General features: G+C 58.2%; 25 protein-coding genes. 4 read left to right on the top strand and 21 right to left on the bottom strand.

Going from position 1 to position 25570, the window contains the following annotated elements; genetic code table 11:
* Positions 1–40 precede the first annotated feature (40 nt).
* The 3 genes from SIB38_RS17520 to SIB38_RS17510 all read right to left on the bottom strand — a co-directional run bounded on the left by SIB38_RS17520 (position 41) and on the right by SIB38_RS17510 (position 3476).
* Positions 41–997, bottom strand: a complete 957-nt coding sequence (locus SIB38_RS17520; RefSeq protein ID WP_412550706.1) for a helix-turn-helix domain-containing protein — start codon at positions 995–997, stop codon at positions 41–43.
* Positions 998–1192: 195 nt separating this feature from the next.
* Positions 1193–2707 (bottom strand): aldehyde dehydrogenase (NADP(+)), encoded by a 1515-nt coding sequence (locus SIB38_RS17515; protein WP_294119146.1) that lies wholly within the window; start codon positions 2705–2707, stop codon positions 1193–1195.
* A 91-nt stretch (positions 2708–2798) separates the two neighbouring features.
* Positions 2799–3476 (bottom strand): GntR family transcriptional regulator, encoded by a 678-nt coding sequence (locus SIB38_RS17510; protein ID WP_294119143.1) that lies wholly within the window; start codon positions 3474–3476, stop codon positions 2799–2801.
* 166 nt (positions 3477–3642) lie between these two features.
* Between SIB38_RS17510 and SIB38_RS17505 the strand changes: the two genes are divergently transcribed.
* Positions 3643–4650: an Ldh family oxidoreductase gene (locus SIB38_RS17505; protein WP_412552063.1), complete on the top strand. Its 1008-nt coding sequence runs from the start codon at positions 3643–3645 to the stop codon at positions 4648–4650.
* A gap of 17 nt (positions 4651–4667) precedes the next feature.
* Here the strand turns inward: SIB38_RS17505 and SIB38_RS17500 are convergent, their stop codons facing one another.
* The 9 genes from SIB38_RS17500 to SIB38_RS17460 all read right to left on the bottom strand — a co-directional run bounded on the left by SIB38_RS17500 (position 4668) and on the right by SIB38_RS17460 (position 12961).
* Positions 4668–5693 carry a trans-3-hydroxy-L-proline dehydratase gene (locus SIB38_RS17500; protein WP_294119141.1) on the bottom strand — a complete coding sequence of 342 codons (1026 nt, stop codon included), beginning with the start codon at positions 5691–5693 and terminating at the stop codon, positions 4668–4670.
* 11 nt (positions 5694–5704) lie between these two features.
* Positions 5705–6808: a cis-3-hydroxy-L-proline dehydratase gene (locus SIB38_RS17495; RefSeq protein ID WP_294119140.1), complete on the bottom strand. Its 1104-nt coding sequence runs from the start codon at positions 6806–6808 to the stop codon at positions 5705–5707.
* Positions 6809–6820: 12 nt separating this feature from the next.
* On the bottom strand, positions 6821–8059 hold the full coding sequence (locus tag SIB38_RS17490; RefSeq protein ID WP_412550705.1) for an NAD(P)/FAD-dependent oxidoreductase: 1239 nt from the start codon (positions 8057–8059) through the stop codon (positions 6821–6823).
* 66 nt (positions 8060–8125) lie between these two features.
* Positions 8126–9058, bottom strand: coding sequence for a proline racemase family protein (locus SIB38_RS17485; RefSeq protein WP_412550704.1), 933 nt, complete (start codon positions 9056–9058; stop codon positions 8126–8128).
* Positions 9049–10008, bottom strand: coding sequence for a dihydrodipicolinate synthase family protein (locus SIB38_RS17480; protein WP_412550703.1), 960 nt, complete (start codon positions 10006–10008; stop codon positions 9049–9051). Before SIB38_RS17480 ends, SIB38_RS17485 begins: the two co-directional genes overlap by 10 nt.
* A 31-nt stretch (positions 10009–10039) precedes the next feature.
* The gene (locus SIB38_RS17475; RefSeq protein ID WP_294119136.1) at positions 10040–10762 is read right to left on the bottom strand and encodes an amino acid ABC transporter ATP-binding protein; all 723 of its coding nucleotides are present in this window, start codon (positions 10760–10762) and stop codon (positions 10040–10042) included.
* Complete coding sequence (locus SIB38_RS17470; protein ID WP_294119135.1) at positions 10759–11421, bottom strand: amino acid ABC transporter permease; 663 nt, start codon at positions 11419–11421, stop codon at positions 10759–10761. Before SIB38_RS17470 ends, SIB38_RS17475 begins: the two co-directional genes overlap by 4 nt.
* Before the next feature lie 10 nt (positions 11422–11431).
* The gene (locus tag SIB38_RS17465) at positions 11432–12094 is read right to left on the bottom strand and encodes an amino acid ABC transporter permease (protein ID WP_294119133.1); all 663 of its coding nucleotides are present in this window, start codon (positions 12092–12094) and stop codon (positions 11432–11434) included.
* 66 nt (positions 12095–12160) lie between these two features.
* Positions 12161–12961: a transporter substrate-binding domain-containing protein gene (locus SIB38_RS17460; protein ID WP_412550702.1), complete on the bottom strand. Its 801-nt coding sequence runs from the start codon at positions 12959–12961 to the stop codon at positions 12161–12163.
* A gap of 361 nt (positions 12962–13322) precedes the next feature.
* Here SIB38_RS17460 and SIB38_RS17455 point away from each other — a divergent pair, with 361 nt between their 5' ends.
* Complete coding sequence (locus tag SIB38_RS17455; protein WP_412550701.1) at positions 13323–14417, top strand: M24 family metallopeptidase; 1095 nt, start codon at positions 13323–13325, stop codon at positions 14415–14417.
* Between the two features lie 24 nt (positions 14418–14441).
* Here the strand turns inward: SIB38_RS17455 and SIB38_RS17450 are convergent, their stop codons facing one another.
* The 5 genes from SIB38_RS17450 to phnD all read right to left on the bottom strand — a co-directional run bounded on the left by SIB38_RS17450 (position 14442) and on the right by phnD (position 18865).
* The gene (locus tag SIB38_RS17450) at positions 14442–15344 is read right to left on the bottom strand and encodes an HAD-IIA family hydrolase (RefSeq protein ID WP_412550700.1); all 903 of its coding nucleotides are present in this window, start codon (positions 15342–15344) and stop codon (positions 14442–14444) included.
* Between the two features lie 55 nt (positions 15345–15399).
* On the bottom strand, positions 15400–16212 hold the full coding sequence (gene phnE / locus SIB38_RS17445; RefSeq protein ID WP_412550699.1) for a phosphonate ABC transporter, permease protein PhnE: 813 nt from the start codon (positions 16210–16212) through the stop codon (positions 15400–15402).
* Entirely contained in the window at positions 16209–17003 is a 795-nt protein-coding gene (phnE, locus tag SIB38_RS17440) for a phosphonate ABC transporter, permease protein PhnE (RefSeq protein ID WP_294119127.1), read from the bottom strand. Before phnE (SIB38_RS17440) ends, phnE (SIB38_RS17445) begins: the two co-directional genes overlap by 4 nt.
* Positions 17000–17773, bottom strand: a complete 774-nt coding sequence (phnC, locus tag SIB38_RS17435) for a phosphonate ABC transporter ATP-binding protein (protein WP_412550698.1) — start codon at positions 17771–17773, stop codon at positions 17000–17002. Before phnC ends, phnE (SIB38_RS17440) begins: the two co-directional genes overlap by 4 nt.
* A gap of 114 nt (positions 17774–17887) precedes the next feature.
* Positions 17888–18865: a phosphate/phosphite/phosphonate ABC transporter substrate-binding protein gene (gene phnD, locus SIB38_RS17430; protein WP_294119124.1), complete on the bottom strand. Its 978-nt coding sequence runs from the start codon at positions 18863–18865 to the stop codon at positions 17888–17890.
* Positions 18866–19123: 258 nt separating this feature from the next.
* Here phnD and SIB38_RS17425 point away from each other — a divergent pair, with 258 nt between their 5' ends.
* Positions 19124–19852 (top strand): response regulator transcription factor, encoded by a 729-nt coding sequence (locus SIB38_RS17425; protein ID WP_294119121.1) that lies wholly within the window; start codon positions 19124–19126, stop codon positions 19850–19852.
* A complete protein-coding gene (locus SIB38_RS17420) occupies positions 19852–22341 on the top strand; it encodes an ATP-binding protein (RefSeq protein WP_294119120.1) in 2490 nt (829 codons plus the stop codon). The genes SIB38_RS17425 and SIB38_RS17420 overlap by 1 nt, the downstream gene beginning before the upstream one ends.
* Positions 22342–22417: 76 nt before the next feature.
* Here the strand turns inward: SIB38_RS17420 and SIB38_RS17415 are convergent.
* The 4 genes from SIB38_RS17415 to SIB38_RS17400 all read right to left on the bottom strand — a co-directional run bounded on the left by SIB38_RS17415 (position 22418) and on the right by SIB38_RS17400 (position 25405).
* Positions 22418–23760, bottom strand: a protein-coding gene (locus SIB38_RS17415) for an IS3 family transposase (protein ID WP_412550264.1) whose coding sequence is annotated in 2 segments (ribosomal slippage) — positions 22418–23433 and positions 23433–23760 — 1344 coding nt in all. Because the reading frame shifts where the segments join, the coding sequence is not laid out codon by codon here.
* A 170-nt stretch (positions 23761–23930) separates the two neighbouring features.
* Positions 23931–24134, bottom strand: a complete 204-nt coding sequence (locus SIB38_RS17410) for a hypothetical protein (RefSeq protein ID WP_412550697.1) — start codon at positions 24132–24134, stop codon at positions 23931–23933.
* 273 nt (positions 24135–24407) lie between these two features.
* A complete protein-coding gene (locus tag SIB38_RS17405; RefSeq protein ID WP_412550696.1) occupies positions 24408–24944 on the bottom strand; it encodes a hypothetical protein in 537 nt (178 codons plus the stop codon).
* Positions 24945–25195: 251 nt separating this feature from the next.
* Entirely contained in the window at positions 25196–25405 is a 210-nt protein-coding gene (locus SIB38_RS17400; RefSeq protein WP_412550695.1) for a hypothetical protein, read from the bottom strand.
* Positions 25406–25570 lie beyond the last annotated feature (165 nt).

Genomic DNA, 25570 nt, shown 5'->3' with positions numbered 1-25570 from the left:
GTCGAGGTCTTAATGTGTCTCAGGGGCGAGACACATTCGATTACGTTTCGTTAAGGCCGAGGCGTTTCATGCGGCGATAGAGCGTAGCGCGGCCAATACCGAGTTGGCGCGCTGCCTGGCTGATGTTGCCGTCCGCACGGGCGATGGCCCGCACCACGGCGGCGCGTTCGGCTTTCTCAAACCCGGTGGGGCCGTCTTCGCGCCCCAGGATGTCTGCGGCGGGGCGCGGCGTGAGTGCGGGGCTGCTTTCTATGCCAAACACCCGGCGGGCCTCGCGGGTGGCGCCGACCACCAGATCGTCGCTGTCGATGGCCAGAAGGGTGGCGGCTTCGGCGTCTTCGCTTTCGGCGACGACAATGCGGGCGTTGGGAAAAGTGGCGCGGAAGTGGGCTTCTTCGATGGCGCGGGCGGTCTGAGCCACTTGGGCGGCGATTAGGCGGTTGAAGGCTTCGGTTTGATCCGCGCGGGCGGATGACACATCGAGGGCGGCGACAATCGACCCGTCGCTGCCGTAGATTGGCGCGTCGATGCAGCTCATCGCGGTGTTGCGGGCAAAGAAATGTTCATCTCGGTGGATGATGAGGCGGCGGCCTTCGGTGAGGCAGGTGCCAATGCCGTTGGTGCCTTCCTGGGCTTCGCTCCAATCCGCGCCGTTGCACAGGCCCCAGTGGTCGAAGGTTGGCGCGTCGGCGTCGCTGAGCCGTTGGTCGAGGATCACGCCTTTGGCGTCAGACAAAAACACCCCGCAACCGGATTGGCCGACCAGTGCATAAAGCGCGTCCAGGCGTGGGGCGGCCACAGTCATAAAGGTGTCGAGCGCCGCGCGGCGGTCCTTGAGGCAGTCCTGGGGCACACGCGCAACGTCGCGTTTGGAGGCCGGATCCAGCCCATGTTTGTGGGCGGAGCGGCGCCAGCTTGCGGCGAGGCGGGAGTGTGCGGCGGCAGAGGATGAAAAGGCAGCGTCCAGAACGCGGTCAACATGGGAAATGGGGCGCATGAGGGTCGCTCCGAATGTGTAACGAACAGGGGGGCTGGCTGAAACTGGCTGCGGGTCTGGTTGGTAAGCTACTGGAAAGCGGGAGAAGTGCAACTGCGACTAAAGGCGCGGGCGCGGCGCAAAAAAAAGGGCGACATCTTTGCGAGATGCCGCCCTTGGGGAGGTGTCTTTGGGATAGGTCCGGTTGGCCGGATCTTAGGTTAGTCTGGTTGGGTCCAGCGCTGCGGGCAGGTTTTGGTAGCACACCGGACGCAGGAAACGGCGGATGGACAGGGTGCCGACAGAGGTGGCACCGAAGTTTGTGGAGGCCGGATAAGGGCCGCCGTGCACCATGGTGTCACTGACTTCAACGCCGGTTGGGAATCCATTGGCCAGAATGCGACCTGCTTTGCGTTCCAGAATGGGCAGCAGGCTTTGCGCGGCTGCGGTGTCGGCGTCGTCCATGTGCAGGGTGCAGGTAAGCTGGCCTTGAAGCTGTTTGGCGACGGCTCGCATCTCGTCCAGGTTCTCCGCCGCCAGGATCACGCCCAGCGGGCCAAACACTTCCTCGCCCAGCACCTCGTTGGCGAGCCAGTTCTGTGCGGTGGTCTGGTAGAGATACGGCGTGGCGCCGCGCAGGTCGCAGCTGGTTTTCAGCAGTTCCTGAACGCCGGTTGTTTCGGCCACAAGCGTTTGACCTTTGCGGTAGGCGGCGGCGATGCCGTCGGTGAGCATGGTTTGCTCTGGCTGATCAGCCAGTGCGGTGGTGGCTTCCTGTGCGAAGGTTTCAGCATCTTTGCCAGCCAGAACAACGGCAATGCCGGGGTTGGTGCAGAATTGGCCCGCACCCATGGTGAGGGAGCCAGCCCAGCCGGTTGCCAGTTCCGCATGGCGGTTGGCCAGCGCGTTTTCAAAGATGAACATCGGGTTCACGGAGCCGAGTTCGCCAAAGAAGGGGATCGGTTCAGGGCGGGAGGCGCATAGGTCAAACAGGGCACGGCCACCGGCGAGGGAGCCGGTGAAACCCACCGCTTTGATCAGCGGGTGTTGCACCAAGGCAGACCCAACGGCGCGGTTGCCGCCCTGAATCAGGCTGAAGACGCCGGGATGGATGTCGCAGGACTTGATGGCCGCGTGGATGGCTTCGGCGATGATTTCACCGGTGCCTGGGTGGGCGGAGTGGCCTTTGACCACAACGGGGCAGCCGGCAGCCAATGCGGCGGCGGTGTCGCCTCCGGCGGTGGAGAAGGCCAGCGGGAAGTTGGAAGCGCCAAACACGGCGACAGGGCCAATGGGACGCTGCATCATTTTGAGCTCGGGCCGTGGCAGGGGCGCACGGTCCGGCAAGGCGGGGTCGTGGCGCAGGTCGAGGAAGTCGCCTTTGAGGATGTGCTCCGCAAACAGGCGCAGCTGTCCGGTGGTGCGACCGCGTTCGCCTTGCAGGCGGGCTTCGGGCAGGCCGGTTTCTTGCGTTCCAATCCGGGTGATTGCCTCGGCGCGGGCCTCGATTTCATCGGCAATGGCGTTCAGAAATGCGGCGCGCTCGGCGCGGGTGGAGTAGCCAAAACTCCAGAACGCGTCTTCGGCCGCTTGCACAGCGGCGTCTACGTTGTCGACGGTGCCGACAGAGAAGTCATGCGCGGGGCCATGCGCAGGCTCGGATGGAAATTTGGTGTCGCCCGACACCCAGGTGCCAGCAATGAGGTGGTTGCCGTGAGGAACAAAAGTCATGTGGGACTCGCTGTTAAAAAAACTCAGTTATGGATATTGTATCCAATTTAGTAGCGCGTGCAAGTCCGATCCGGCAAAATGCGCTTGTGTCTTAGGTTTCGATGGCGCGTTTGGCTTCGATCAGTTCCAGAAGCTCAGTTTTGGTGCGCTCGATATGGGCCGCCAGAAGATCACAAGCGGCGTCCACATTCCGATCCCGCGCCAGTTTGAGCAGATTGCGGTGCTCTTCCTTGGCCGGTTCCCGTTGTTCCATGACGCTGAGATGTAGGCGCACGTAGCGGTCTGATTGAACGTTGATACGGTCCAGGATGTCTTTGGTTAGGCCACGACCCGCAGCGGCATAAAGCGCGCCGTGATATTCGTGATTGAGTGTGCCCCAGCGGGACACGTCATCCTCATCATAAGAGGTTTCCATTTGATCGAGGATTTTCTCACAAAGACTGAAATCTGCTAAAGACATCAAAGGGATCGCGCGGCGGAACAGGTCGGTCTCGATCAGGATACGCAGATCAAAAATTTCGCCAATCTCGGCAATAGAATGCTTGGTAACCGTGCCGCCACGGTTGTTGGCCCATTGGATGAGGCCTTCGGCGTTCAAGCGTTTGAGAGCCTCGCGGATCGGCATGCGGGACACGTCGTATTCCTCCGCGAGGGCTTCCTGACGGATCGGCTCACCTTCCGACATGTCGCCGCTGAGGATGCGCTCGCGCAGATCGTTGGCGATCATCTCTGGCAGACTTTGTTTGGTAACCGCGCGCTTTCCAGCCATGCCGTGTCCCTCGTTCTAAGGTGTGTTTTGGATACAACTACCGGCTGGGCGCTGATTTTCCAACAGGATTTGCAGCTGGATCGTGGTTTTAGGGCTTGAGAATAGGGAAGAGTCTATTGTATCCAATATCCACTTACTCAGATTGGGAGACCTTGGAATGACGGACATGGTTCAGTTGCCGCTGGAAGGGGTGCGTGCGCTTTCGGTGCAAACCTTGTCAGACGTGGGCTATGGTCCGCGCCATGCCGCGGCGATTGCCTCGATGCTGTATCAGTGTCAGCGCGATGATTGTCAGTCCCACGGTTTGTTTCGCTTGTTCATGTGTCACCAGACCATGAAGGCGGGCAAGATCGACGGCCATGCCTTGCCGCATATTGATCCGTCCGACGGGGCCATTGTGCGGGTGGATGCGCGGAATGCGATGTCTATTCTGGCGGTGAACGAGGCGATGCCGCTGTTGATCGAAAAAGCGCGCAAATTTGGCATGGCGGCCATGGCGGTGAACAACTGTTTCCACTTTTCGGCCCTTTGGCCGGAAGTGGAGCGGTTGTCCGAAGAAGGGCTGGCTGGTCTTTCTATGGTGCCGAGCCATTCCTGGGTTGCGCCTGCGGGCGGCAAACGAGGGACGCTAGGGACCAATCCCCTGGCGTTTTCCTGGCCGCGTGCGGGCAAAGACCCGTTTACGTTTGACTTTGCCACCAGCGGCTTTGCGCGAGGGGAGATCGAGCTGTATTTGCGCGCGGGCAAACCATTGCCGGAAGGCGTGGCGGTAGATGCCGAGGGCAATTCTACCACTGACCCGCAGGCAGCGTTGGATGGCGCGATGCTGACCTTTGGCGGCTACAAAGGCTCCGCGCTGTCGATCATGATTGAGTTGATGGCCGGGCCGCTGATTGATGATCTCACCAGTGCGGAAAGCATGGCCTTTGCCGAAGGGCAGGGAGGAGCGCCCTATCATGGCCAGATCATTCTGGCGTTTGACCCGTATCACCTGAGCGGTGGGCGTGTGGCGGATAATGATGCGCGGGCTGAGCGGTTGTTTGCAGATATTCTGGAGCAAGGCGCGCGGCTGCCGTCTCAACGCCGGTTTGAGGCGCGGGCTCGCAATTCGGAGCGCGGATATGTTGAGGTGCCAAAGGCGCTTCTTGAGGATCTGAAGACACTGGGCGGCTAAGGGCCGCCCAGCCTGTTTTATGCGCCCCAGGTGTCGCTCAGGCGGTAGCCTGTGGGCCAGGGATCGTCCGGGTCCAACATGTGTTGATGTATGCCGGTCACCCAGCCGCGGCCAGAGATTTCCGGGACAATGGCTGGGCGGTCGCCAACGGATGTGCTTTCCACGATGCGGCCGGAGAAGCGGGAGCCAATGATGGACATCGCTTCAAAGGTCTCGTTGGGTTTCATCTGCCCCTTGGCGGCCATAAGGGCCATGCGGGCGGAGACAGCTGTGCCAGTGGGGGAACGGTCCACTTTGCCCGGCTGAATAGCCACGGCAGATTTGCCCGTGAGGCCTGTCTCTGTGCGGGAGAGGGGGCCGCAGAACGCGCAGAAAGAGATGTGGTCCCAATCCGTATTTTCCGGGTGCGTGAAACCAAGCTGGTCGTTTGCGGCGTTGGTGATGGCGACACCCAGACGCGCGATGTCTTTGGCCTCGTGTTCCACAATGTCAAAGCCAAGCGCGGAGGCGTCGACAACCACAAAGCTGTCGCCGCCATAGGCCGTGTCCACCGTGATTGTGCCGTGACCCGGTACGTCCAGCGGAACGCCAATTTTGTCGGCAAAGCTGGGCAGGTTTTGCACAAAGATACGCTGCGCCTTGCCGTCTTTGCATTCAGCACGGACTTTGACCAAACCGCCGGGGGCCTCCAGCGTCATGTGGGTTTCCGGTTCCTGCATCGGGATGATGCCACTGTCCAGAAGCACCGTGGAAACGCAAATCGAGTTGGAGCCAGACATGGGGGGCGTGTCCTCGGGCTCCATAATGATCCAGGCGGCGTCGGCGTCCGGATGTTTGGGCGGTACCAGCAGGTTCACATGGCGGAAGACACCACCACGCGGTTCGTTTAGGACGAAGTTCCGCAGGGTTTGATCTTTGGCAATGAAGCTGCGTTGCTCCCAGATGGTGTCGCCCGGTGGCTGGGTTACGCCACCGACAATCACGTCGCCCACTTCGCCTTCAGCATGGGCGGAGATCACGTGGATGGTTTTGCTGCTGCGCATTATGTGGTCCTTCAGCGGTAGGTGGCGACTGGCTCGCCTAGAGCGTCAAACACAGGTGTGATGCCAAGGCCTCGCGTGTCCGGTGCGGTCATGCGGCCATTCTTACGCTCCGGTGCACCCTCGGCGATGGTGACTGTGCCGTAAGAGTTGAAGTCTGTCGCGGAGAAAGTGAATTCCGCGGGGGTGGAACGTGCGAGATGGGCAATGGCTGCGGTGGTGATGTCGCCGCCCCAGGTGTCCTCAATCGTCATGGGGATGCCATGCGCCACGCAGAGGTCCCGCATCTGGCGGGCCTTGGTGAGGCCGCCGACCTTGGAGATTTTCAGGTTGATGGCGTCCATCGCGTCTTCAGCAATGCCTTTCACCAGGGTGTTGGGCGTGTCGATGACCTCGTCCATCACAAAGGGCAGAGAGGTGCGGCGGCGGATCGAGACGCTTTCCTCATAGGTCAGGCAGGGCTGTTCGATATAGACGTCGAGATCGGACACGGCGTTTACAACCCGGGCGGCTTCATGACGGGTCCAACCGGTATTGGCGTCGGCCACCAACTGATCGGTTTTCTTCAGAACAGCGCGGGTGGCGCGGATGCGGTCAATGTCGTCATTGGCTTCACCGCCCACTTTGAGTTGGAACTTGGTGTAGCCTTCGGCGGCATAGCTTTCGATTTTTTTGGCCATGACATCCGGGTCTTCCTGGCTGATGGCGCGGTAGAGCACAACGTCGTCTTGCGCGGCACCGCCCAGCAGGGTGTAGACTGGCAACAGGGTGGCTTTGCCCAGCAAGTCCCAGCAGGCGATGTCGACTGGGGCTTTGGCATAGGGGTGACCGCGCAGGGCGGCGTCCATGGTGCGGTTGATGGCGCCAATGTTGAGCGGGTCCTGACCAATGAGGTGGGGGGCCAGTTCGGCAAGGCCAGCACGCACGCCTTTGGCAAAAGACGGCAGATAAGCGGAGCCCAGTGGGCAGCACTCAGCGTAGCCTTTGAGGCCTTCATCAGTGAGGATTTCCAGCACTGTGCTGTCAAAGACCTCGATGAAGTTGCCGTTGGACCAGTTATAGCGGCCTTCTTTCAGAGGCAGGTCCACTTGGTAGACGTTGAAACCGGTGATTTTCATAAGGGCGCTCCTTCAGAAACGGGTGGCCGCATAGGCGGTCAGAGGTATGGCGGGTGAGGCGTTGTCCACGAGATCCGCGATCAGTTCGGCGGTGCCAGCGGATTGGGTGAGGCCGAGGTGGCCGTGGCCAAAAGCGTAGAGGATGTTGCTGCTGCGTGCGGAGGGGCCGATGACGGGCAGGCTGTCTGGCAAAGAGGGGCGGCAGCCCATCCATTGCTTGCCGCCAGACGTGTCCAGCGCAGGCATGAACTTGGCCGCTTTGTGCAGAAGTGTGTCGGCGCGTTTGTAGTTGGGTTTGAGTTTGAGGCCGCCAAGTTCCACAGCACCGCCGACGCGGACGCCGCCGTTGATCTTGGTCACGACAAATCCGTGCCCACCAAAGGTCAAGTGGGTGCGCAGCGGGAAAGCGCCTGCAGGCAGCGTGGTGTTGTAGCCGCGTTCTGTTTCAAGCGGTATTTTGTCGCCCATAGTATGGGCGAGGTGATGGGACCAAGCTCCTGCCGCCACAATCACTTGGGGGGCGGTGATGGGGCCGTTTTCGGTGTGCACAACGGCGGCGCTATCATGGCATTTCAGCGCGTGAATGGTTGCAGTGTCGATATGACCACCAAGCGCGAGAAATGCTTTGGCGAGATGCTGTGTCCAGGCTTGAGGATCAACTGTGTTCATCCAGCCGGGAGTGAACATCGCATGGGTGAACCTCGGATCAAGCCCAGGTTGGATTTCTGCGATGGCGTCGGGGCTTTCGAGCATTTGAAAGTCGATGCCATGTGCGCGGCGCAGCTCCCAACCGGGCAGGCTGGCGCGGAACTCTTTTTCGCCTTCATAGAGTTGTAACTGGCCTTCGCGCTGCATCATGTCTTCGCCATTTGTGGCGGTGATCTGACGCTCCAGAGCAGCGCGGGAATGGGTCATCAACCGGGTTTGGGCATCCACCGAGGCGGTGTAGCGGTCTTGCCAGCTGGCACGCCAAAAGCGGAGCATCCAAGGAGCGATTTTCAGAGCGTAGGCAGGTGGAATCGACAGGGGGCCAAGCGGATCAAGCAGCCATTTGGGAGCTTTGCGCATGATGCCGGGGGTGGCGAGCGGGACAATATCGGTAAAGGCAAAGGCGCCTGCGTTCCCTTGGGAGGCTTCCGCCGCAATACCGCTGCGATCCAGAACACGGACCTGATGGCCGCGACGTTGCAGTTCCAGTGCGGTGGAGATGCCGATGATGCCGGCGCCAATGACGATGATATCGTTTGTCATGCCTGTGACCTGTCGTGAGAGGGAGGAACCGGACAGGCACGAGGCGGGATGTCTGTCCGGAAGGCGCTAGTGCGCGATGCCGTGTTTGAACGGGTCTTTGGTTTCAAACAGGATGGTGCTTTGTGCGGTGACAAAGGCTTGTCCTGTGATGGAGGGGATCACGCCACCGTTGGGGCCGGTTTGGTAAGACAACGTGTAGGGGCTGCCGATCACGCTGTGCTGCACGATCTCTTCACCTGGCGCCAAGCGGTTGTCTGCAGCCAAGCAGGCCAAGCGGGCCGAGCTGCCCGTGCCACAGGGCGAGCGATCATAGGTGTCATCCGGGCACAGCACGAAGTTTCGGCTGTGCACGCCTTTCTCCGGCGCTTCGCCCTGAAAAATCACGTGATCGATTGGTTCGCCGTTCTCTCCACCTGCACCGACCGCGATGGCGGCTTCGCGAATGGCGATGCCCATGTCGGTCAAGGCCCGAGTGTTGCCGATGTTCACAGGCAGCGGGCTGGGATCAAGAATGAAGAACCAGTTGCCGCCATAGGCCACGTCACCGGTAACAGCGCCATACGCGGGCACGTCCAAATGCACCTGTTTGCGCACACGACGGCTTTCGACATTGCGCACGGTGACAGTGTTGGCGTCGCTCAACTCCACCTCCACCACACCGGCCGGGGTTTCGATGCGATGCACACCGGGGGTGATGCGCCCCAGATGGGCCAGCGTCACAGTAAGGCCAATGGTGCCATGGCCGCACATGCCAAGCACGGCGCCCATGTCAAAATAGATGACACCGGCCACACAGGTGGGGTCCACGGGTTCAACAAGCAGCGCGCCCACCATAGCGGGTTGGCCACGCGGCTCGCGCATGACAGAGAGATAGAATTCCTCATGCTCCGTGGCGAGGCGGCGGGCGCGCTCCGCAAGGGAGCCGGTCCCCAGATCCGGCCCCCCGTCCAGGATCACCCGTGTGGGCTCTCCCCCTGTATGGCTGTCGATCACATGCATTCAGCGATGACTCCGCCTTGCTTGGACCAATCGGCAAACCAGGTGCGGAACAGGCTGTATTGCTGTTCGCAGTAGTTGCGCTGGGCGTCGCTCAGAATGTCGGTTTCGTTGAAGTGCAGGCGGTATTCTTCCTCGCCGTTCAGCACGAGCAGGTACTTGTAGTAGAGGACCAGATCGGTGCCTTCATCAAAGCTGGCCAGAACGCCAAAGGCCTCTTCCAGTTCCTTGGCACGCATACGGGCTTCGGCGTGACCTGCGGCAGCTTTCTGCGACAGGGCGGCGAGCAGCAGGGCTTCTTTGGGCAGGGCGGTGCCAATGCCAGTGATGGAGCCGGTGGCGCCACAGTTGACAAAGCCGTGGTAGACTTCGGTGTCCACGCCGACCATCAAGGTGACCTGATCGTCTTGCGAGGTGATGTGTTCTGCCGCGTAACGCAGATCGTCTTTGCCGCCAAACTCTTTGAAACCAATCAGGTTTTTGTGCTCTGCGCGCAGGGCGAAGAACAGCTCAGCACGGGTGGCGAAGCCGTAGACTGGACTGTTGTAGATGATGGCTGGCACATCTGGTGCGGCCTCAAGGATGGCTTTGAAGTGGTTCTTCTGCGCTGCGATGGAAGAGCCGCGAGACAGCACACGCGGGATGACCATCAAGCCAACGGCGCCAACTTTTTGCGCGTGCGCAGCGTGGGCAACGGCGGATTTGGAGTTGATGGCGCCGGTGCCAACCACCACGGGGATGCCCGCCTCAACCAGACGTTCCACACCGGTCATGCGCTCCTCGTCGGTCAGTAGGGGCCAGTCGCCCATGGAGCCGCAGTAGACAACGGCGGACATACCCGCCGCGATCATGTCGTGGCCTTTTTTCACAAGCGCGTCGTAATCCGGGGTGCGGTCGGCTTTGCACGGGGTCATGAGGGCCGGCATGGTGCCGGAGAAGATATTATTGGTCATAGCTTGAGCCTTTTTGGTCTTGCGTGCGGGGTTAGCGCACGTTGGCGAGAAATTTTTGGGTGTGTTCAGATTGTGGGGTGCCGAAAATCTGCTCGGGTGGGCCGATCTCTTCCATCACGCCCTGGTGGAAGAAGGCGACGCGGTCGCTCACGTCGCGGGCAAAGCCCATTTCGTGGGTGACGCAGATCATGGTCATGCCTTCTTCGGCCAGCATGCGCATGGTTTCGAGCACTTCGCCCACCAACTCCGGGTCAAGCGCGGAGGTGGCTTCGTCAAAAAGCATGTACTCCGGCTCCATCGCGAGGGCGCGGGCGATAGCCAAACGTTGCTGTTGACCACCGGAGAGAGCCGACGGGTAGACGTCGAGTTTCTCGCCCAGACCCACGTGTTTGAGCTGTTGCGCGGCGATTTCGCGGGCTTCGGCTTTGGATTTGCCTTTCACGATTTTGGGCGCGAGGGCGACATTTTCCAATGCTGTCAGGTGCGGGAAGCTGTTCCATTGTTGAAACACCATGCCCAGTTGCTGGCGCAGTTTGTTGATGTCGGTGCCTTTGGCGTGCACGTCGGTGCCATCGACCACGACTTTGCCCTGTTGCACCGGTTCCAAACCGTTGATGCAATAGAGCAGGGTGGATTTGCCCGAACCCGATGCGCCGATGACGGAGAGAACTTCGCCTTTCTCGACGTTCAGGTTGATGCCTTTGAGCACATGCAGGGAGCCAAAGTATTTGTGCAGGTCATGAATTTCGATCATTGGGCCCACTTTCTTTCAAGCGACGCGGCGTAGCGCGAAATTGGGTAGCTGAGCGCGAAGTAGAAGGCGCCAGCGAGTGTGAGGATGAGGAAGGGTTCCTGTGTCCGGGTGATCAGGATCTGGCTGGCCTTGAGCAACTCGACGTAGCCAAGTACCGAGACCAGCGCGCTGTCTTTCATCACGCCGAGCGCCACACCGACCCAAGCGGGGAATACGGCGCGGCCGCCGATGGGCAGCACCACATGGCGCAGGTCTTGCCAGTAGCTCATGCCCAGGCTGCGCGCGGCACGGCGCATGGAGGGTTGCACAGCCTCAATGCCGCCACGGGCGACGTTGGCCACAAGCGAGGCGGTGTAGATCGTGAGGATCACCACGCCTGAGGCAAAGGGATCGAGGTTGAGCCCCACGATTGGTGCGAAATTGTAAAACAGCACCAGTTGGATGATCAGGGGCACGGAGCGAAAGACGTCCAGAATGGGGGCAACAGTCAGAGCGGCGGCCCATTTGCCTTCGTACAAAATCCAACCGAAGATCACGCCTAGTACAGTGCCGATGGAGATCGACAGGACCGAAATCCACATGGTGCGTAGGGCGGCTTCGCCAAGAAACAGGAGGTCTTTGGGAGCAAAGCCGCTGAAGAAGCTGACAGTAGGTTCCATGGGGCGCTCCTCAGTACCGGAAGAGCCGGGTCGCCAGTAGGCGGGAGGCTCCGAGGATGAGTTTCACGATCACGTAGTAGATGACCGCGGTGACGGCGAAGTATTCGAAAATCCGGAACGTGCGGGAGGCAAAGAACTGTGTCTCACCGGAGAGTTCGCGGAAGCCCACCAACATGCCCAGAGAGGACATGAGCACAGCCCAGACCATTTGGTTGGTGATCGGGTGGTAGACGATGCGGAACACCTGCGGGATCACGATGCGGGTGTAGGCTTGCCAGGCGGTCATGCCGAGGCTGCGCGAGGCGCGGATTTGTGTGTCTGGCACCGCTTGAAAACCGCCGCGGAAGTTCTCTGCCAGGTACCCCGCGCAGTTGAAGGTCAGACCAGCGAGCACAATCATGTACGGTGAGAGGTGCAGGCCAAAGGCGCCAAGACCAAAGCCGAAGAAGAAGAGTTGAAACAGGGCAGGGGTGTTGCGGGCCAGTTCGACCCAGGTGGAGGCGATCCAGCGCAACGGGCCGCGCATGTTGAGGCGGATGAGCGCCAGGCAGAGGCCGATGATGATGCCAAGGATCATGGCCAGCACCGCCACCTGCAAGGTCAGCAAAGCCGCCTCAAGCAGATCTGGCAGGCTTTTCATCACCGGTCGCCAATGGAAATTATAGTCAAACATGAGGAGTGTTCCCGTTGCCCCCGCCCAGTTTGGACAGGACGGGGGCGGGTTTTAGGGAGTGGTGGATCAGTACATCACGCCTGGGATGCGCAGCTCTGGCGCTTCGCCGCCGACGTATTTGCCCCACAGTTCGCTGTAGCGGCCGGAGCGCACCTGATGAGTCACAAACAGGTTGAGGTAGTTCAGCCAAGTTACGTCTTCACGCTTGCCCACAACGGAGGTGTAGTCTGTGGTCCAAGGCATACGTGGGCCGGCCACAACGGTGTCATACTGCTGCGTGATTGGCAGAACGGCGGTGTTGGTGGTGATGCCGATGTCGGCTTTGCCCTGTGCTACCGCCAGGAAGACTTCGTTTTCGGATTGGTAGCCCTGATAGTTGCCCTCTTCGCCCCATTCGGCGGCGATTTTCAGCCATTCCTGCTCTGGCACGGTGCCGATGGCGGCGGCGACGCGTTTGCCGCGGATGTCTTCGAAGGTTTCGATGCCGCTGTCTGCGTTCACCACGCCTTGGGCGTAATAGATCGCGTAAGGGATGGTGAAGCCGACGGTGCGGGCGCGGGCGAGGCTGTCAGAGGTTGCACCAAACACAACGTCTGCGCGGCCAGTGACAATCACTGGCAGACGCTCCGCCCAGGTCACTGGCAGCACTTCGGCTTCCACTTCCAGCGCGGCGGCGAGGTCGTTGCAGTAGTCGACGTCAAAGCCGGCTGGCTCGTTGTTGGCGTCACGGTAGCCGATAGGCGGAAAATCGAGCACCATACCGCAGCGTAGGGTGCCGCGATCAACGACGTCATCAAGAGTGTCCGCTTTGGCCGGAATGGCGGCGAAGGTGGTGAGTGCTGCGATGGCAGCAAGTTTCTTAAGCATAGGGTCCTCCCAAAAGTTGGTGGACCGAGTGCTAGGATAAATTGGATACAAAATCCAATATAAAATTTGCAAGAGAACGCATGAGGCGTGGTAGATTGGAGAGGGGGTACATTTAAGGTTATGAAAATGATTGATTTTCTATTGGTGGGGGTGGGCTGAAATTTTCACGTCTTTGGAAACGATGGACGTCCGTGAAGCGGGAAGCAGTGGGCCAAACCCGCAGTTAGTAGCCGCTTACTCGCGCGATTCCTTGGATCGTCGCGTTGGCTTTCTTATGGTGATTGTGCCCGGAGATGATTTTAGGATATTGTATCCTAAAACTCACGCGCTGCGCTGAATCGAGTGTTTTCAGGAGATCAAAATGTCGAACCTGTCCGAATATCGCCAAGTGGCGCGGGATCTGAATGTGGATGCTGTGGCGTTGGTGCCAGGGCCAAATTTCACCCGTGCCTTCGGGAAGCCTTTTATGAGCCATGAACGCCCATTTCTGGCGGTGATCCCTGCCGAGGGTGCGCCAGCGGCGATTGTGCCTAACCTGGAATTAGGCAGCTGGGCGTTGGTGGATTTTGATGGCGCGGTGTTTGATTGGCGCGATCAGGATGGGTATGACGCGGCCTTTGCCGCATTAGCCGAGCACCTCAATATTGGTTCCCTGGCCGTGGAGGGGCAGGTGATGCGGGTGTTTGTGCAGGTGGCGCTAACCAAGGCACAGCCGAATTTGCACATTGTGGACGGCGAGAAAGCGATTTCTGGTTTGCGGGTGATTAAGACGGAAGCGGATGTGGCAGCCCTTCAGTCTGCCATTGATGTGTCCGAGCGCGCATTAAGCCGGGTGCTGGAGGGTGTCCGGATTGGGCAGACGGAAAAGCAGATCGAGAGTGCCTTGATACAGGCGCTGTTTGCTGAAGGGGCGGATGATCTGGCATTTTCGCCGATTGTTGTGGCGGGCGACAACACGGCGCGACCACATGGCAAGGCGCGGGCTGACTATGCGGTGCAAGAAGGTGACGCGCTGTTGTTCGACTTTGGCGCGCGCAAAGATGGTTTTGCAGCGGACATCACGCGCACTGTTTTTGTGGGCGACGTGAGCGACGAGGGGCGGGCGGTTTATGAGACCGTTTTGGCCGCCAACTTGCGGGGTTTTGAGGTGACCAAACCCGGAGTCACGGCACACGAGATTGATGATTCTGTCACCGGTGTGTTGGAGGCTTCGCCCTTTGCGGATCGCATCCGTACCAAGACCGGACATGGTTTGGGCCGGGAGGTGCATGAGGCGCCTTACATCATGCGCGGAAACCACGAGGTGATGCGGGAGGGCATGGTCTGGACCAATGAGCCGGGGCTGTATGATCTGGGCAACTTTGGTGTGCGGATTGAGGACGACATGCTGGTCACGGCCGAGGGCGTGCGGGCGTTGACGTCGTTCCCCAAAGAGTTGTTGATTGTGGGGCGCTGAAACGCGCCCCCCTTCTGTAACGCTTTAAGTTGTTGAGATAATCCAGTCCGGTTGAATGCCGGACAGTTTGATGTAAGGCGCGACGTCGAAGCCTTTGAATAGGCCATGATCGGTGATCAGGATGGTGCCGATGCCCGCTGCGGCCCCGCCAAGCACATCGGTGTGCAACGTGTCGCCGACCATAGCGATGCGGTGGCGAGGGATGCCGTCCAAACGTGCCAGTGCGCTTTCAAAGGCGTTGTCATACGGTTTGCCATAAAACACAGCATCTGTGCCGGTCTGCGCAAGAATGTCGTGGGCAATCATGCCGGGTTCGATGGTCAAGCCGTCTTCACGTGGCGCGACAAGGTCTGGATTGGCAACCACCAATGGGCGGGGATTGGCTTTGAGGGCTTGGCTTAAGGCGGCTGTGTCTGTGTCTATCCAGCGGGCCGTGGAGAGGAACAGGAAGCCGCCTGCAGTGCCAAAGAGATCCGGGTTGGCGATCAGGTCTTCGATGTTGGCAGAGGCGGGGGTGTCGCTGAAGTCATCTCCTTCTGCAGAGATTGCTGCCCAGACTTTACCGTCTGCCAGCTTAGGCAGGTTTGCGAAGGCCACATCGCGACTTGAGACCACGTCGTCGGCGGTGAAGTCAAAGCCGAAACGATGGTACTTTGCGAGGATGTCCACGCGCGTGTAGCTGGCGGCGTTGGTCAAAACAATCAGCCGTTTGCCCGCGGCGCGCAGGTCCGCTATGCGTTCTACCGCGCCTTCGATGGCGGTTTCACCTCGGTTCAGGACGCCGAAGGCATCCAGTATGTAAGCGTCATAGTGCGCGGTGGTGTCGCTGAGGTCGCGGCCCGTTTGGGACCTGGTCGGAAAGGTTGCGGAAGGCAGCGCGTCGCGCAGGCTTTCGTAGCGGTCAAACGCCGTTTGCGTGTCGATCATAAGTTGCGTCCGAAAAGAAAAAAGGCGGCCGAGGGTGTCGGCCGCCGTTGTAAGGTCAGAGGATTTTCTTGCGCAAGTAGGAAGAGACGACTTCGCCAAAGACCACCAGCGCGAGGATGGTGAGCAACACCATGGAGACCTCCGGCCAGTTGAAAGTGTCGATGGCCCCTTGCAGGATCATGCCAATGCCACCTGCGCCGACGAGGCCCAACACGGTGGATTCCCGCAAGTTGATGTCCCAGCGGAGGATCGCGACGGCGAAGAAGGCAGGCATGACCTGAGGCACAATGGCATAGAGCACAATTTTGAACCGCGAAGCGCCGCAGGCTTCCAGCGCTTCAACCGGTTTTGTGTCAATTTCCTCAATGGCTTCGCCGAGCAGTTTGCCGAGAAAGCCGATGGACCGGAACATGATCGCGACAATACCCGCAACAATGCCGGGGCCGAAGATGGCCACAAACAGCAGCGCCCAGATGATGGTGTTGACCGAGCGGGACGAGACCAGAATGAAGCGGCCGATCCACAGGCAAAGCCGGTTGGGCGTGGTGTTCTGGGCCGAGATATACGCCACGGGCAGGGCAACCACGACGGCAAACATCGTGGCCAGCGTGGCGATGTTCACGGTCTGCCAGATCGCCTCCAAGATAGATGGCAGATTGCTGGGGTCCGGCGGCATCATACGGCCAAAGAGATCACCCATTTGGGCTGGCGCGTCCCAGACCCATTCCCAGATCACATTGATACTGGAAAGCGCCCAGGCGACCACAAGCAGGGTGAGGGCGAAGCCACCGTAGCGCATGAGGCGTTGTTTCAGGGTGAAGCGGGACCAGTGGTCAAGCGTGTGTTGCATTGCTTGGCTGTTCATCATGCAATCCGTTTTCTGATAAAGCCGCTGATTGCCTCTGAAATGAGGATGACGCTGACGATGACCATGGTGATGGCGAGCGCGAAGTCATAGTCGTACCGGCCAAAGGCATTGGCCAAGGTGGCTCCGATGCCGCCTGCGCCAACGATGCCGACCACGGCGGAGGCACGCAGATTGCTGTCGAGTTGATAGATGCCAAGGCCGACAAGGCGGGGCATGATCTGCGGGAAGACTGCGTAGACAAGCGTTGCGAGGTAGCCAGCGCCCACAGAGCGCATGGCTTCGACCTGACCAAAGTCGATTTCCTCGATGCGTTCCGCCAGAAGTTTGGCAACAAAGCCGATGGAGTAGACCACCAGCGTAAGCGCGCCTGCAAAGGGTCCAAAGCCGACGGCTTTCACAAAGATGATGGCGACGATGACCGGGTGGAAGCTGCGCGCGACAATGATGATGCCGCGGCCCAGAAAGTAGACTGGTTTGATGGCAATGTTACGGGCCGCCATGAAGGCGAGGGGTACTGAGAGTAGGATGCCGCCCACGGTGGCGAGGATGGCGATTTTCAGGCTTTCCAGAAAACCGTCTATCAGCAGGCCAGAGCGCTCAAAACTCGGAGGAAACGCTCCGCTGAAGATGCGTTGTGCACGGCGCATGCCGTCAGACACGCGGTCCCAGTCAATCGGCAGGGTGGTCATTGTTAAGATGACGTAGATCGCCACCGCGCTGTAGAGCCCATAGCGCAAGAGCGGGTTGGCTATGAAGGGCGGTTTGCGCCAAGTGTCTTTGGCTGTGCTCATGCCACGGCTCCCACTTCGGCACGGTCCATCGCGGGTACGCCAGCGTATATTTCATCCATCTCGGATTGGGTCAGCTTGCCCGGCAGGTCGTCAAAGATGATGCGGCCATAGCGCATGCCAACTATGCGGTCGCTGTATTCTTTGGCTTCGGTGACATTGTGGATGTTTATGATCACCGGGAGCTTCAATTCTGACGCCAGGTCGCGCAGGAGTGACATGATTTGCTCGGAGGTTTTGGGATCAAGTGAAGCGGTGGGTTCATCCGCCAGCAGGATTTCCGGGCGTTGCATCAGTGCGCGGACCACGCCGACCCTTTGACGCTCGCCGCCGGACAGCTCGTCGGCTCGGCGATCGGCGTAATGGGCAATACCAACTCGTTCCATCAACTCATAGGCGTGGCGGATGTCTTCGCGGGGGTAGCGGCGGGTGAGGGCCGCCCAGGTGGAGATGTAACCAAGGCGACCGGATTGCACGTTTTCCATCACGGTCAAGCGGTCGATCAGGTTGAAGCTTTGGAACACCATGCCGATACGACGCCGCGCCGTGCGTAGCTCGCGCCCCTTTAGGGCGGTGAACTCTGTGCCGTTCAAATCAACGGAGCCAGATGTGGGTTCAACCAGCCGGTTGATACAGCGCAGCAGCGTGCTTTTGCCGGCGCCTGACGAGCCGATGACTGAGGTCAGTTGATCGTCTTCGACAGTCAAGTCGAGTTCTTTGAGCACGGGGTCGCCCGAGCCGTAACGTTTTGTGAGTTTTGATATTTTTAGCATTGCGGTCTCTCGGGCATAGCGCGGCTTTACCTGTGACGCGGTGTCTGATCGCACACAGGGCCGAAAAGGCCCGGACAGCGATGCGCGCTATCCGGGCTTTGTTTGGTGATTTAGTTACTTACCTGCGAGACCCTGCGGGGTGTATTCCACGCCGTTGGAACTCTGGATCTGACGGATGACCGCCCACTGATCCTTGTAAGTGATTGGGATGAACTTGCTCACACCGGCAAATTCTTCGCCCAGTTTGGTGCCGGAGAATTCAAAGGTGAAGAAGGCCTCTTTGATCTTTTCGGACAGTTCCGGGTCCAGGTTGTGGGCCACGGTGAAAGACGTGGTTGGGAACGGATCGCTTTCCCAGACCATACGCACGTCTTTGGGATCATAGAGACCGCGTTCCGCCATGCGCTCCACCACTTCGGAAGCCACTGGAGCCGCATCATAGTCACCAGCCACAACACCCAGCATGGATTGGTCATGGGAGCCAGAATAAGTCACTTCGTAGTCCTTGTCCGGCTCGACACCCAAGGATGGGAACAACGCGCGAGGCGCTTGGTTGCCGGAGTTGGAGGTGGGCGAGGTATGCGCAACGCGGCGGCCTGCGAGGTCTTTGACCGCTTGGATGTCGCTGTCGGCCTGCGTGAAGACCTGCAGTTTATAGCCGAACTGGCCATCCTCGGCGCCCATGATGGCAAAGGGCACAGCACCGGCGAGGTTCACCGCAAATGGTGTTGGGCCAGTGGAGAAGCCTGCAACGTGCAAGCGACCAGAGCGCATGGCTTCGACTTCGGCGGAGTTGGATTGCACGGCGAAGAACTGCACGCCTTTACCAGTCACGTCTTCCATATGGGTAATAAACGGTGCCCAGATGTCAGCATAAACGGCGGGGTCTTCAACCGGGGTGTAAGCAAAAACCAGTGTGTCCGGGTTGCGCAACTCGGCCGGATCGGTTGGCGTGTCCGCAACCAGATCGCCATTGGCGTCACAGTAAAGCTCGTCCAAAGCGCCCCGATCTGCACAATTGGCAGCAGCGGCAAAGGCGCTGACCGACAGGATGCCCAAAGCCGTCGCGGCGCGGGTAAAAATTGGTGTCATGGTATCCTCCCTTATAACGCATGCCGTGTGGAACATTGGCCCCAAGGCAAGGCGCTGACCAGAGCAGCTTAGGAGAGTGGCGAGCTTGCCCGCGAGCAGGCTTGTGTTAACGGAACAGACGAAACAAGGGTTTAATGTTAACAGTGTTACAAAGCCGCGCGCGCCGACTTACAATCTGTCATGATCTGCGGAACTGATTCAAAACACTTGGTCAATGGGAACACCCATTGGCCACAAAATGCCGCGGGATGAGGTTTCATGATTACGGGCCAGGCCGAGCCGCTCATTGCGATCGTGGATGATGATGAGAGCGTACGTGACACTCTGTCCGCTTTGATGCGGGACAGCGGGTTCGGCGCGGTCTGTTGTCCTGACATTGCGGCCTTCATGGCGCTGGGAGATCCGCCACATATCGATATGGCCCTGATCGACTTGCGACTGCGCGGAGAGTCCGGCTTGACCTTGGCGATCCACATACGGGAACGCTATGAGATCCCGATCGTGATGCTGACCGGTGTGGGGGACGAGATTGACAAGATCATCGGGCTGGAAACCGGCGCGGATGACTATCTGATCAAGCCGTTTAATCCGCGCGAGTTGGTGGCCCGCATTCGGGCCGTCCTGCGGCGCTACGGGCATGGCACCGCCAAACCAAGTGTCGCAAGCGGGCAGGGGATTGCCTTTCGAGATATGCGGATTGATGTGCAATCCCGTCGGCTCTTGGATCGGGAAGGCGAAGAGGTTCCTCTCACCAACGCGGAGTATCGTCTGTTAGAGTATTTTGCTCGCAATCCCAATCGGGTGATCCCGAGGCCAGAACTTCTCAAGGAGCTGGGCTCAGATGTGGAGCGCTATGTGGACCGCACCATTGATGTTTTGATCTTGCGATTGAGACGAAAGATTGAGCCTGTGCCGTCAAAGCCTGTGCATTTGCAGACACGGCGGGCGCAGGGTTACATTTTTAACCTTGGCGCGGAAACGCTGTAATGTCGGTACTGGCGCGCTTGAGTGTGCGGTTTCGCCTGTCTGCCGCCATTGCTGTTCTGTTTGGGTTGATCCTGCTGGTTAGCCTGATCGGCATTCTAGTCCTAAATCGTACCGAGCTCTGGATGAACGTCTTGCACAAGGAAACCTTGGCGGAGGTGTCTGACGCCTTGGACCTGTCGCGAGAATCCGCAGATCTCGCGACCTCTGCACCCTTCCTGCATGCGTTGTTTCCTCCGTTTCAGTTGGAGCAGGAAAGGAACAAGGTTCTCGAAAACCTGAACCGGGTTGAAGCTTTGTCGGCTGGAGATGCTGCGCTGGATTTGCCGGTGGCGCGGTTGCGATTGGCCATCGACGACCTGACAAATGCATTGACGCCGCAGACCGCCCGGCAGGCGGAACTGGCGGCAATTGACCGGGACTTGGAACGCCTGAACCAACGGGTGCGCCGGTTGGCCAGTGACAAGGCGTTGCCTTTGGCGGAACGTGAAGTCTGGGCCGCGTTGCAGCAGTTGACGGCAAGCGCCCTAGGTGCCGGGCGGGCCATCGCCTTGATCGAGCTTGGAGAGTTCAGCCGCCGGTACAGCAAGCAACGTGATGCGGCGCTGCGGACAGTGAGCCCGATGCATGAGGCAACCTTGGCAGAAATTGAGGCGGCCACGCGTCGCAGCGAAAGCCTGTTTGTTCTAAAGCATCGTGATTTGGCCGCGCGGTTGGATGCGGAGAATGCCTTGTTTCGTATTCGGCAGGAAACGAAGCGGGTGAGCACCTTTGCAGCGGTACAAGTGTTTGAGGCGGAGGAACGTTTATCGCAGGCGCGGCAGGAAACATCGAGCAACCTTGCCTTTGCCAAGAAAGCTTTTTTGGCGCTGACCGTTGTGAGCCTGATGGTGGCAATTTCCTCGTCGCTTTATGTGTCTCGTTACGTCGCGCGCAACTTGCATTTGATCGCGGCGGCGATGCGGAGTTTGGCTGCGGGAAATCATCGTACGGACCTCCCGAAAGGGCCGGCGCCGGATGATGAAATTGGTCAGTTGTATGCGGCGTTTCACGTGTTTCGGGAGAGCGCGCGCAATCTGGAGCGGCGGACGCGTCAAGTTGGGCACCAGAACGCGCTGTTTTCCCGTGTTTTTCGCAACATCAAAGACGGGGTGGCCATTGCCACAGCGGGCGGGTGGATCGAAGCAGAAAACGCGAATCTACGAGCGCTCCTGAGATTGCCTGCGGCTCAGTCGGGTGAAAAAGTCAAAGTGGTTGATTTGATTTCTGAGTCGAGTTTTGAGCGTCAAACGTCTGCCAGCGAGCATGGCGGGTTTGAGGAGTATATCGATCCAGCAGGCAATGTGCTGGAACTGCGCCGCTCGCCACTGCCCAATGGCGAAGAGGTCTGGCTGCTGTCGGAAACCACCGAGCGCAAGCGCATGGAGCAGCGGCTTGAGGAAATCCGTCGTGTGGAAGCATTGGGCAAGGTGTCAGGCGAAGTGGCGCATGACTTCGGTAATATCCTGTCGAGTATTTCTGGCAATGTACACCTCTTGGAGGACGCGGATGCGGAACGGTCCAAGGAGTTGCAGGCCCGCATCCGCTCGGCTCTGGACCTTGGGGTGTCGTTGACCGAACGTCTGCTGGCCTTTGCGCGCAAGCAACACTTGGAACCACAAGTCACCGATGTTGGTCAATTGGTTGAGGGTATGGCCGACTTGTTGGAAATCGGCATGCCGGAAACGGTGGACATGACCGTTGACGTGCCGGACGAGCCTGTGTTCGCGCGGGTTGACCCAGGGCAGTTGGAGAGCGCCGTGCTCAACCTTTGTGTCAATGCTGGACAGGCGATTGACGGCGCAGGCCTGGTGAGTGTTCAGGTGCGGGCCACTGCGAGTGGCGGGGCGGAGGTGGTTGTACGCGACACCGGTCGCGGTATGAGCGAGGCTGTCCGCAGACGTGCAACTGAGCCATTCTTTTCACAGCGTGCCGACGGCGGCGGTACCGGGCTTGGCTTGTCGATGGTCGACGGATTTGTGCACCAGTCAGGCGGCGCATTACTTCTGGAGAGTAATGCCTGTGATGAGGACCACGGGACCACAGTGAGTATGCGCTTTCCGCCTTATCGGGAGGAGGTTCTCCTAACTGTACAGGGCGCATCGGTTGGGCGTGCTTTGGTCATTGACGATGACGCAGTTTACTTGCGCACTACCGCGCGAGATTTGGCGAAGCTGGGGTTTGACGTGGTCACCGCTAAGTCATTTGCCGAAGGATGCACAAAGCTGGGCGATTTGTCTGACCTGGCACTTCTGGTCAGCGACCTGAATCTGGACAGTGGTCAGTCCGGTTGGGACTTGTTGAATATGGGGTACAGCCGGTTTCCGGAAGCGAAGTTGGTTTTGATATCGACACGTGATATGCCGCAAGGCCTCGCGCTTCCCGGCGGGCCACAGCCGCGATGTGTGGCCAAGCCCGTGCAAGAGACAGATTGGCGGGGCATTCTGGAGTGAGCTGTCCGTCGTCAAAGTTTTTGGAACCAAAAGCGGCGTGAACTAAGAGAGTGTTCGGCTCATCGGGTCGGTTTGATTATGCTGCGCGTTGACTGTGATGCAAGCGTCGCGCTTCGAATGTCTTCCGTTTGATCCTTTCTCGTTGTTCCAGAATGGCTTGGTCACGTCCGAAGTAGACATCGGCTGGTGTGACGTTTTTCAGGCTCTCGTGATATCGCTGGTGATTGTAATGATCGACGAAGGCTTCGATTTGGTCTTCGAGATCGCCGGGCAGGAAATAGTTTTCCAGCAAGATCCGGTTCTTCAAAGTTTGATGCCAACGCTCGATCTTGCCCTGCGTCTGGGGATGATACGGCGCTCCACGTGAATGTTTCATGCCTTTGTCCTGCAGCCACTCAGCCAGGTCACCCGAGACGTAACTGGAGCCGTTGTCGCTGAGTAGGCGCGGTTTGTGGACAACGTGGACCTGATCGCACCCTGACGCCTGCAAAGCCAAGTCCAGCGTGTCAGTCACATCCTCCGCCCGCATGGTCGTGCAGAGCTTCCACGAGATGATGTAGCGGCTGTAATCGTCCAGGATTGTGCTGAGATAGAACCAGCCCCACCCCAGAACCTTGAGATAGGTAAAGTCGGTCTGCCAAAGCTGGTTGATGGCCGTTGTCTTATGCTCGAACTCATTCGCGGCTTTCAGCACGATGAATGCTGGGCTGGTGATCAGGTCATGTGCCTTGAGCGTGCGATACACTGTGGATTCCGATACAAAGTACCGTTCTTGGTCTGTGAAGGTCACCGCCAACTCGCGGGGTGACAGCTCTGTCTCTTTCAAGGCGAAGCTGACGACCTTGCGCTTCACCTCGTCTGGAACGCGGTTCCAAACGTGTTTGGGCTTGGGAGACTGATCCTCAAGACCAGCCTCCCCGCGCTGCAGGTATCGGTCGTACCAACGGTAGAATGTGGTGCGAGGGATACCCAGTTTGGCCAATGTACGACGCGCTGACAGATGGCTTTCTTCAACCAACCGGATGATCTCCAGCTTCTCGGATGCGGCATACCTCATTCGTGGTCGCCCCCATCGCCTGTCATGCTTTTTTTGAGAAGACGCAGTTCCAATGTTTGCTCCGCGACAACCTCCTTGAGATCCTTTGCTTCGCGGCGCAGTTCTTTCACCTCGTCAGTGTTTGCGGCACGCGCTGTATCGCCCGCCAGCCGCTTCTTACCGGCCTCCATGAAGTCCTTCGACCATTTGTAGTAAACGCCTTGAGAAATCCCCTCGCGGCGACACAGTTCAGCTATGCTGTCCTCGCCACGAAGACCATCAAGGACGATACGGATCTTCTCTTCCGCCGAATACTGTTTACGGGTGGCGCGCTTGATATCTTTAACGATCTTCTCGCCAGGGCTCTTCGTAGTCTTTCTCATCTTCCACTCCTTAGTGGTTACGATGAGCCAGAAACTCTCCCTTATCAAATCACCCTAATTGGACCCATAGGTGCTGACGTCAGACACTTTAGCACCGCCTCCTGTCCCGAAGAGGCGCTAAACCGAAACTTAGACATGCCTCTTCCTCCCCAGTTGCCTTGATTGGTCAGCTATTTTACCACTCGCAAATGAGCGTCGGCGGTGCCGCTCTCAACCTCGATGCCAAATTCTTCCTTAAGTTCTTGGGCCAACTTGGCAAATCGCTCCTGCTTAGTCATCGTAAAGATGTCTTTGATTTCCTCGACAACCCTGGCGTTCCCACCGGTCCCAAGAACACGGAAATTGTCGCCGTCGGAAAGTTTTGAAGTAGCCATTGGGAGTTCCTCACTAATTAACGTTACAGTGAAGGCCTCTTCCAGTACCCGCTTGAACCCCCTATACCGAAGGGCCAGCCTCTACAATTTTAAGTAAATTAATTAAGAAAGGGTTAATTGTGGGCGCTTTGTTCCTTTTACATTCTCGAAGCTTAGAGATGAGCATTCAACCAGTACAACAATCGCAAAGAATGCTGGCGTCCACCCTAACAGGGCACGCCCGTACCGGCTCGCGAAAAAGTATCATAGCAAATGCAAGGCTAGCTAACTTGTTCACGAACGGACGGGGAAGTCGAGCACAAGCCCGAGTTCCTTCCTTACTGTAGCGCTGCAACTAGGACAGATCGTGTGGCTATTCGGAAAAAATTTCTCGTCGGGGTGGGCGAAAGGATTAATCCACTCGTTCCCAAGCTTGAAATGACGGCACAAGGAACAACGGTTCAAACAGCGATGGTTCTCAAGAGCTGCAAGTTTCCCAGGCGCGTTCCTTTGGTTTTGTTGCAGTAGTTTGTGACTTACGCGAATGCCCCCGTCATCGGCGTGACTTACAGTCATTGAGAACAGTCGAAAAGTGTCAGCGCTGTCACATTTATATTTTGTTTCGAACACAGATTTAGAGCGGTGAACGAACAAGAAAACTGCATCCAAAAAACTCTGAACTTCAAAGCCGGCTGTGAAATCCCAAATGGAGCGACCGACCACCTTTTCCGCGAATGCTTCAGTTCCTTCGTTTTGCGAGGCAAATTCATTCCAGCAACCTTCGACCCGACGAATGCGGCATTCATGGTCCAAAAAATAAGCTGTTTCCATTTCTAGCGACCTTTTCGGTATCACAACCTTCTGAAGACCCTCAGTAAATTTTCAAAGGCTGGTTTATGCCAACTTCAGAAAATAAAGTCACACTCCTGAACAAACTTTCTATACATTCACGAAGACGAAATCCTTGGCCAAACACCGGACTCAACCGAAGGCTTCACCGCCTTAACAGCGCTGAGAAAGCTCAAGCGCAGGGAATGATATCATTCCGGCCAAAGTCGCCCACAAAACCAAAGAGGTATCTTTTAAGACTTTTTGGCTAGCTTGTTAATGATTGCATTGAGACCTTCACCAGCCTCTGCGTGCTCAATCATGGCTTGCAAGGTGTCTTCTCCCACGGTTTCCAGACCGTATCGATAAATAGTGCCACCTTTGAACTCTACATCAATAAAACCCTTGCCTACCTCATACGCAAATACATTCGATTTATCGCATTCTTTTTGATACATGGGCATCAGCAAACTCCTATCAAAAACTCGAATACTGTTCCAGTTTGCAGGCATACGTGGCGTTTGGCAACGGTGCCCTTGCTGAAGGTAAGACAAAAATCAGTGACAACGATGACGACAACTGAAGAACTTGAAGCCAAAAACGGCACCCCATTTGAGGCAAAAACGCTT

The sequence above is a fragment of the Shimia sp. MIT910701 genome (assembly GCF_047126315.1).
Lineage (GTDB): Bacteria > Pseudomonadota > Alphaproteobacteria > Rhodobacterales > Rhodobacteraceae > Shimia.
This window is presented reverse-complemented; position numbering and strand designations above follow the sequence as displayed.

What these genes read in the sequence shown, in the direction of transcription:
- SIB38_RS17520 (WP_412550706.1), bottom strand. Translation starts at nt 997, where the DNA reads ATGCGCCCCATTTCCCATGTTGACCGCGTTCTGGACGCTGCCTTTTCA.
- SIB38_RS17515 (WP_294119146.1), bottom strand. Translation starts at nt 2,707, where the DNA reads ATGACTTTTGTTCCTCACGGCAACCACCTCATTGCTGGCACCTGGGTG.
- SIB38_RS17510 (WP_294119143.1), bottom strand. Translation starts at nt 3,476, where the DNA reads ATGGCTGGAAAGCGCGCGGTTACCAAACAAAGTCTGCCAGAGATGATC.
- SIB38_RS17505 (WP_412552063.1), top strand. Translation starts at nt 3,643, where the DNA reads ATGGTTCAGTTGCCGCTGGAAGGGGTGCGTGCGCTTTCGGTGCAAACC.
- SIB38_RS17500 (WP_294119141.1), bottom strand. Translation starts at nt 5,693, where the DNA reads ATGCGCAGCAGCAAAACCATCCACGTGATCTCCGCCCATGCTGAAGGC.
- SIB38_RS17495 (WP_294119140.1), bottom strand. Translation starts at nt 6,808, where the DNA reads ATGAAAATCACCGGTTTCAACGTCTACCAAGTGGACCTGCCTCTGAAA.
- SIB38_RS17490 (WP_412550705.1), bottom strand. Translation starts at nt 8,059, where the DNA reads ATGACAAACGATATCATCGTCATTGGCGCCGGCATCATCGGCATCTCC.
- SIB38_RS17485 (WP_412550704.1), bottom strand. Translation starts at nt 9,058, where the DNA reads ATGCATGTGATCGACAGCCATACAGGGGGAGAGCCCACACGGGTGATC.
- SIB38_RS17480 (WP_412550703.1), bottom strand. Translation starts at nt 10,008, where the DNA reads ATGACCAATAATATCTTCTCCGGCACCATGCCGGCCCTCATGACCCCG.
- SIB38_RS17475 (WP_294119136.1), bottom strand. Translation starts at nt 10,762, where the DNA reads ATGATCGAAATTCATGACCTGCACAAATACTTTGGCTCCCTGCATGTG.
- SIB38_RS17470 (WP_294119135.1), bottom strand. Translation starts at nt 11,421, where the DNA reads ATGGAACCTACTGTCAGCTTCTTCAGCGGCTTTGCTCCCAAAGACCTC.
- SIB38_RS17465 (WP_294119133.1), bottom strand. Translation starts at nt 12,094, where the DNA reads ATGTTTGACTATAATTTCCATTGGCGACCGGTGATGAAAAGCCTGCCA.
- SIB38_RS17460 (WP_412550702.1), bottom strand. Translation starts at nt 12,961, where the DNA reads ATGCTTAAGAAACTTGCTGCCATCGCAGCACTCACCACCTTCGCCGCC.
- SIB38_RS17455 (WP_412550701.1), top strand. Translation starts at nt 13,323, where the DNA reads ATGTCGAACCTGTCCGAATATCGCCAAGTGGCGCGGGATCTGAATGTG.
- SIB38_RS17450 (WP_412550700.1), bottom strand. Translation starts at nt 15,344, where the DNA reads ATGATCGACACGCAAACGGCGTTTGACCGCTACGAAAGCCTGCGCGAC.
- phnE (WP_412550699.1), bottom strand. Translation starts at nt 16,212, where the DNA reads ATGATGAACAGCCAAGCAATGCAACACACGCTTGACCACTGGTCCCGC.
- phnE (WP_294119127.1), bottom strand. Translation starts at nt 17,003, where the DNA reads ATGAGCACAGCCAAAGACACTTGGCGCAAACCGCCCTTCATAGCCAAC.
- phnC (WP_412550698.1), bottom strand. Translation starts at nt 17,773, where the DNA reads ATGCTAAAAATATCAAAACTCACAAAACGTTACGGCTCGGGCGACCCC.
- phnD (WP_294119124.1), bottom strand. Translation starts at nt 18,865, where the DNA reads ATGACACCAATTTTTACCCGCGCCGCGACGGCTTTGGGCATCCTGTCG.
- SIB38_RS17425 (WP_294119121.1), top strand. Translation starts at nt 19,124, where the DNA reads ATGATTACGGGCCAGGCCGAGCCGCTCATTGCGATCGTGGATGATGAT.
- SIB38_RS17420 (WP_294119120.1), top strand. Translation starts at nt 19,852, where the DNA reads ATGTCGGTACTGGCGCGCTTGAGTGTGCGGTTTCGCCTGTCTGCCGCC.
- SIB38_RS17410 (WP_412550697.1), bottom strand. Translation starts at nt 24,134, where the DNA reads ATGGCTACTTCAAAACTTTCCGACGGCGACAATTTCCGTGTTCTTGGG.
- SIB38_RS17405 (WP_412550696.1), bottom strand. Translation starts at nt 24,944, where the DNA reads ATGGAAACAGCTTATTTTTTGGACCATGAATGCCGCATTCGTCGGGTC.
- SIB38_RS17400 (WP_412550695.1), bottom strand. Translation starts at nt 25,405, where the DNA reads ATGCCCATGTATCAAAAAGAATGCGATAAATCGAATGTATTTGCGTAT.